This window comes from Pseudomonas entomophila (assembly GCF_029478665.1).
GTDB lineage: Bacteria > Pseudomonadota > Gammaproteobacteria > Pseudomonadales > Pseudomonadaceae > Aquipseudomonas > Aquipseudomonas entomophila_F.
On sequence record NZ_JARPQB010000094.1, the window covers coordinates 1 to 5,031 of the forward strand.

The 5,031-nt window shown below is 69.6% G+C and carries 1 protein-coding gene and 2 pseudogenes; all 3 read right to left on the bottom strand.

The window, feature by feature from the left end; genetic code table 11:
* Positions 1-2,675: pseudogene (locus P5705_RS26520) on the bottom strand (amino acid adenylation domain-containing protein); the annotation flags it as partial.
* Positions 2,676-2,798: 123 nt separating this feature from the next.
* Positions 2,799-4,226: pseudogene (locus P5705_RS26525) on the bottom strand (condensation domain-containing protein); the annotation flags it as partial.
* Positions 4,226-5,031: phosphopantetheine-binding protein (locus tag P5705_RS25760; RefSeq protein WP_277463684.1), on the bottom strand; the 806-nt coding region annotated here is incomplete at its 5' end. The gene P5705_RS25760 and the pseudogene P5705_RS26525, both read right to left, overlap by 1 nt.

The following is a 5,031-nucleotide window of genomic DNA, read 5'->3' on the forward strand; positions in this document are numbered from 1 at the left end:
GGGCGGCCATTGCCGCCGCCACCCGCTGGTGGTTGAACATCACCTGGAACAGCGGGCTGTGGCTCAGGCTGCGCTCCGGCTGCAGCGCCTCGACCAGTTGCTCGAACGGCAGGTCCTGATGGGCCTGGGCCTCCAGGGCGGCGTTGCGCACCTGCTGCAACAGCGCCTGGAAGCTGGCCTGGCCATCGACTTCGGCCTTGAGCACTTGGGTGTTGACGAAGAAACCCACCACGCCTTCGGTCTCCAGGCGCGTGCGGTTGGCGATCGGCACGCCGACACGGATGTCGGCCTGGCCGCTGTAGCGGTGCAGCAACGCCTGGAACGAGGCCAGCAGCAGCATGAACAGGGTCACCTGCTCGCGCTGCGCCAGCTGGCGCAGGCCGTCGGCCAGCGCGGGGGCCAGGTGCAGCGCGTGGCGCGCGCCACGGTAGCTCTGCGCCGCCGGGCGCGGGCGGTCGGTGGGCAGTTCCAGCACCGGCTGTGTGCTGGGTCATCACCAGCACATGCTCCTGCTCGGCCAGGCGCAGGAGGCGCAGGCGCAGCAATGGCCCTTGCTCCAGGTCGAACAGCTGGCGGGTTTGCTCCTCGACCACGGCGCGCAAGGCCTGCTCGTCGGGGTTGCCCTGCAGGCTGAGGTCCACCGGCAGGTTCAGCGGTGACGCGGCATCGATCACCTGGCGCACCTGGTCATTCTCGGTCACGAAGCGGGTGCGCAGGCTTTCATGGCGCTCGACCAGTGTCGCGAAGCTGCGCTCCAGCGCCGCAATATCCAGCGCGCCGCGCAGGCGCAGGGCCATGGGGATGTGATAGGCCGCGCTGCCCGGCTCCAGTTGCCAGAGGAACCACTGGCGCTCCTGGGCGAACGACAGCGGCTGGCTGGCGCCACGCTGCACGTGCGGGATCTCGCTCAGGCGCGCGTCGTCCTGCGGCGCCAGGGCCTGGGCAAACGCGCCCAGGGTGGTGTGTTCGAACAGCGTGCGCAGCGCCACCTGGCGGCCAAGCACCTGGCGTACCCGCGAGATCACTTGGGTGGCCAGCAGCGAGTGGCCGCCCAAGGCGAAGAAATCATCGTCCAGGCCGACACGGGCGACATCCAGTACGCTTTCCCAGACCGCCGCCAGGCGCTGTTCCAGCTCGTTGGCCGGGGCGCGGAACGCCGCCTGGGGCTGACTGGTGTGCGGGCTTGGCAGGGCCTTGCGGTCGAGCTTGCCATTGGTGGTCAGCGGCAAGGCATCGAGCAGCAGGAAGTGCGCCGGGACCATGTAGTCCGGCAGGTCCTGGCGCAACCCCTGGCGCAGCGCATCACGGCGGGCCTGCGGCTCGCCACCCTCGGCCATGACCACATAGGCCACCAGTTGCGCGCCACCGATGCCTGGCAATGCCAGCACCGCCGCCTGGCGCACGCCGGGCTGGGCCAGCAGGCAGGCCTCGATCTCGCCCAGCTCGATGCGGAACCCGCGGATCTTCACCTGGTGGTCCATGCGGCCGATGTATTCGATCTCACCCGAAACCGTATGGCGCGCCAGGTCGCCGGTGCGGTACAGGCGCGCGCCGGCCGGGCCGAACGGGTCGGCCAGGAAGCGTTCGGCGCTCAAGCCGCCACGGCGATGGTAGCCGCGGGCCAGGCCGGCGCCGCCGACATACAGCTCACCCACGCAGCCGGCGGCCACCGGGTTGAGCTGGCCATCGAGCACGTACCAGGACAGGTCGGCGATCGGCACGCCGATCGGGCTGCCGACGCCGTTGTCCAGGTCCGCCAGGCTCAGCGGGCGGTAGGTCACGTGCACGGTGGTCTCGGTGATGCCGTACATGTTGATCAGCCGGGTCGGCTGGTCGCCGAAACGCTCGAACCAAGGGCGCAGCCCCTTGACCTCCAGGGCCTCGCCGCCGAACACCACGTAGCGCAGGGCATGCCGGCGCGAGCCGGGCGCCTGGCAGGCCACCTGCATCAGTTGCTTGAAGGCCGACGGTGTCTGGTTGAGCACCGTCACCCCTTCGTCGCACAGCAGCGCGTGGAAGTCCTCGGCGCTGCGGGTCACGTCCTGGGGCACGATCAGCAGGCGGCCGCCGTGCATCAGGGCGCCGAAGATCTCCCACACCGAGAAGTCGAAGGCATAGGAATGGAACAGCGACCAGACATCGTCGGCGCCGAAATCAAACCACTCGGCGGTGGCCGCGAACAGGCGCAGGATGTTGCCGTGGGGCAGCAGCACGCCCTTGGGGTTGCCGGTGGAACCGGAGGTGTAGATCACATAGGCCAGGTTGTCCGGCCCCAGCGCGACGTCGGGGTTGTGGGCCGGCAGGCCGGCGCCGGGCACGGCCAGCGGCAACACGCTGACATGTGCCGGGACATCCAGTTGCCGGACCGCCTCGGGGTCGGCCAGCAGCAGGCGGATGCCGCTGTCTTCGATCATGTAGGCCAGGCGCTCGCGCGGATAGGCCGGGTCCAGCGGCACGTAGGCGCCACCGGCCTTGAGGATGGCCAGCAGGCCGACCAGCATGTCCGGCCCACGGTAACAGGCCAGGCCGACCCGGGTGTCCGCGCCGACGCCCGCGCCGATCAACTGGTGGGCAAGGCGGTTGGCCTGCTCGTTGAGCGCGCCGTAGCTCAGGTGCCGGCCTTCGAAGGTCAGGGCGATGGCCTCGGGGGCTTGCGCGGCCTGGGCCTCGATCAAGTGATGGGCGCAGCCGCGAGGCGGGAAATGCCGGGGTGACGGGTTCAGTGCCGCCAGGCTGGTGCGACGCTCGTCGGCGCCCAGCAGCGGCAGCTCGCCGATGCGCTGGCCCGGCTCGGCGACGATCCCGGCGAGCAGGTTGAGCCAATGCCCGGCGATGCGTTCGGCGCTGCCTTCGCTGAACAGGTCGCTGGCGTAGCTCAGGGTCGCCCACACGCCCTGCTCGGCTTCGTAGGTGTCCAGGGTCAGGTCGAACTGCGCGGTATGGCGCTGGGTCTGGATACCCTCGATGGCCAGGGCGCCGAGGTCAGCGGCGGCCCGACCATCGCCCTTGGCGGTGTTCTGGTGGTTGTAGACCACCTGGAACAACGGGCTGTGCCCGGCATTGCGTTGCGGGTGCAGGGCTTCGACCAGTTGCTCGAACGGCAGGTCCTGGTGGGCCTGGGCTTCGAGCGCGGCCACCCGCACCTGCGCGAGCAAGGCGAGGAAGCTCGCCTGCGAATCGACCTCGGCCTTGAGCACCTGGGTGTTGACGAAGAAGCCGATCAACCCTTCGGTCTCGACCCGGTTGCGGTTGGCCACCGGCACGCCGACACGGATATCGGCCTGGCCGCTGTAGCGGTGCAACAGGGTCTGGTAGGCGGCCAGCAACAGCATGAACAAGGTCACGCCTTCCTGGCGGGCCAGGGCCTTGAGGCCTTCGACCAGCGGCTGCGGCAGGTCGATGCGCAGCCGCCCGCCCTGGTAGCTGCGTCGCGCCGGGCGCGGCCAGTCGCCTGGCAGCTCCAGCACCGGATGGTCATCGCCCAGGCGGGCGGTCCAGTATTTCAGTTGGCGCTCGCGCTCGCCGGCCTCCATCCAGTGGCGCTGCCAGATCGCGTAGTCGGCGTACTGCACCTCCAGGGCCGCGGCCTGTGGCTCGCGGCCCTGGCTATAGGCCGCGTAGGCCTGCACCAGCTCATCGACCATCACCCGGCTCGACCAGCCATCGGAGACGATGTGGTGCAGGACTATCACCAGCACATGGTCCTGCGCGTCGAGGCGCAGCAGGCGCACCCGCAGCAGGTTGCCGGCGGCCAGGTCGAACAGCGCCGCGCCGTGCTCGTGGATGTAATGTTCGACCCAGGCATCGCGCGCCTCCCCTGCCAGCCCGTCGGGCAGCAGGTCCAGCGGCAGGTCCAGCGCCACGTCAGGGTCGATCACCTGGGCCAGGCCCTCGCCCTGGTCGACGAAGCGCGTGCGCAGCACGTCGTGACGCGCCACCAGGGCCGCGAAGCTGCGACGCAGGGCCTGCACGTCCAGTTCGCCGCGCAGGCGCAGGGCGGTGGGAATGTTGTAGGCGGCGCTGTCCGGCTCCAGCTGCCAGAGGAACCACTGCCGCTCCTGGGCGTAGGACAGCGGGAGGCGGCCGAAGGCGTCACGCACCCTGGGGATCGGCAGGTTGGCCACCGACACCCCTTCCTCGCTCATCTTTTCCAGGTACAGCCTGCGTTTGTCCAGGGGCAGAGTGATAAAGCGCTTGGCGATCCTCGAAGCAACACTCTTGTCCATCAGACTTCCTCCATTTCATCAAGCAGGGCTTCCAGCTTGTTCAGTTTTACCGTGTCGACCTGCTTGCCCGACTGTTCCAGATGCGCCACGAAGGCCTCCAGGGTCGGGTGTTGGAACAACGCTTGCGGGCCGGGCGCCAGGCCCAGCTCCAGCTGGATGCGGGAGACCACATTGACCACGGCCAGCGAGTGGCCGCCGAGCTCGAAGAAGCTGTCGGCAAGGCCCACCTGGGCGCAGCCGAGCACGGCCTGCCAGATCGCCGCGACCTGGCCCTGCAACTCAGTGACGGGCGGGCTGAACGCTGGCCGCGCGCTGCTGGCCTCGAGGGCCGGCAAGGCCTTGCGGTCAAGCTTGCCGTTGGGGCTCAAGGGCAGCCGCGCCAGGAGCATGAGCGGCCCGGGCACCATGTATTCCGGCAGCGTCTGGCGCAGCTGGGCACGCACCTGCTCGGCCAGTTGCGCCTGCGCCTGGGCCGGGGCTTGCAGCACGGCGGCGTCCTCGGGCACCAGGTAGCCAGCCAGCTGCTTGCCGGCCGGGGTATCGATGGCCAGTACCACGGCTTCGCGGATGCCGGGCTGTTCCAGCAGGCGCGCCTCGATCTCGCCCAGCTCGATACGCAGGCCGCGTATCTTCACCTGGTGGTCGATACGCCCGGCGTACTCGATCACCCCGTCGGCGCGGTAGCGCGCCAGGTCACCGGTGCGGTACAGCCGCTCACCGCCAAACGGACTGGCGACAAAACGCTCGGCGGTCAGCGCCGGACGGCGGTGGTAACCGCGTGCCAGGCCCACGCCACCGAGGTACA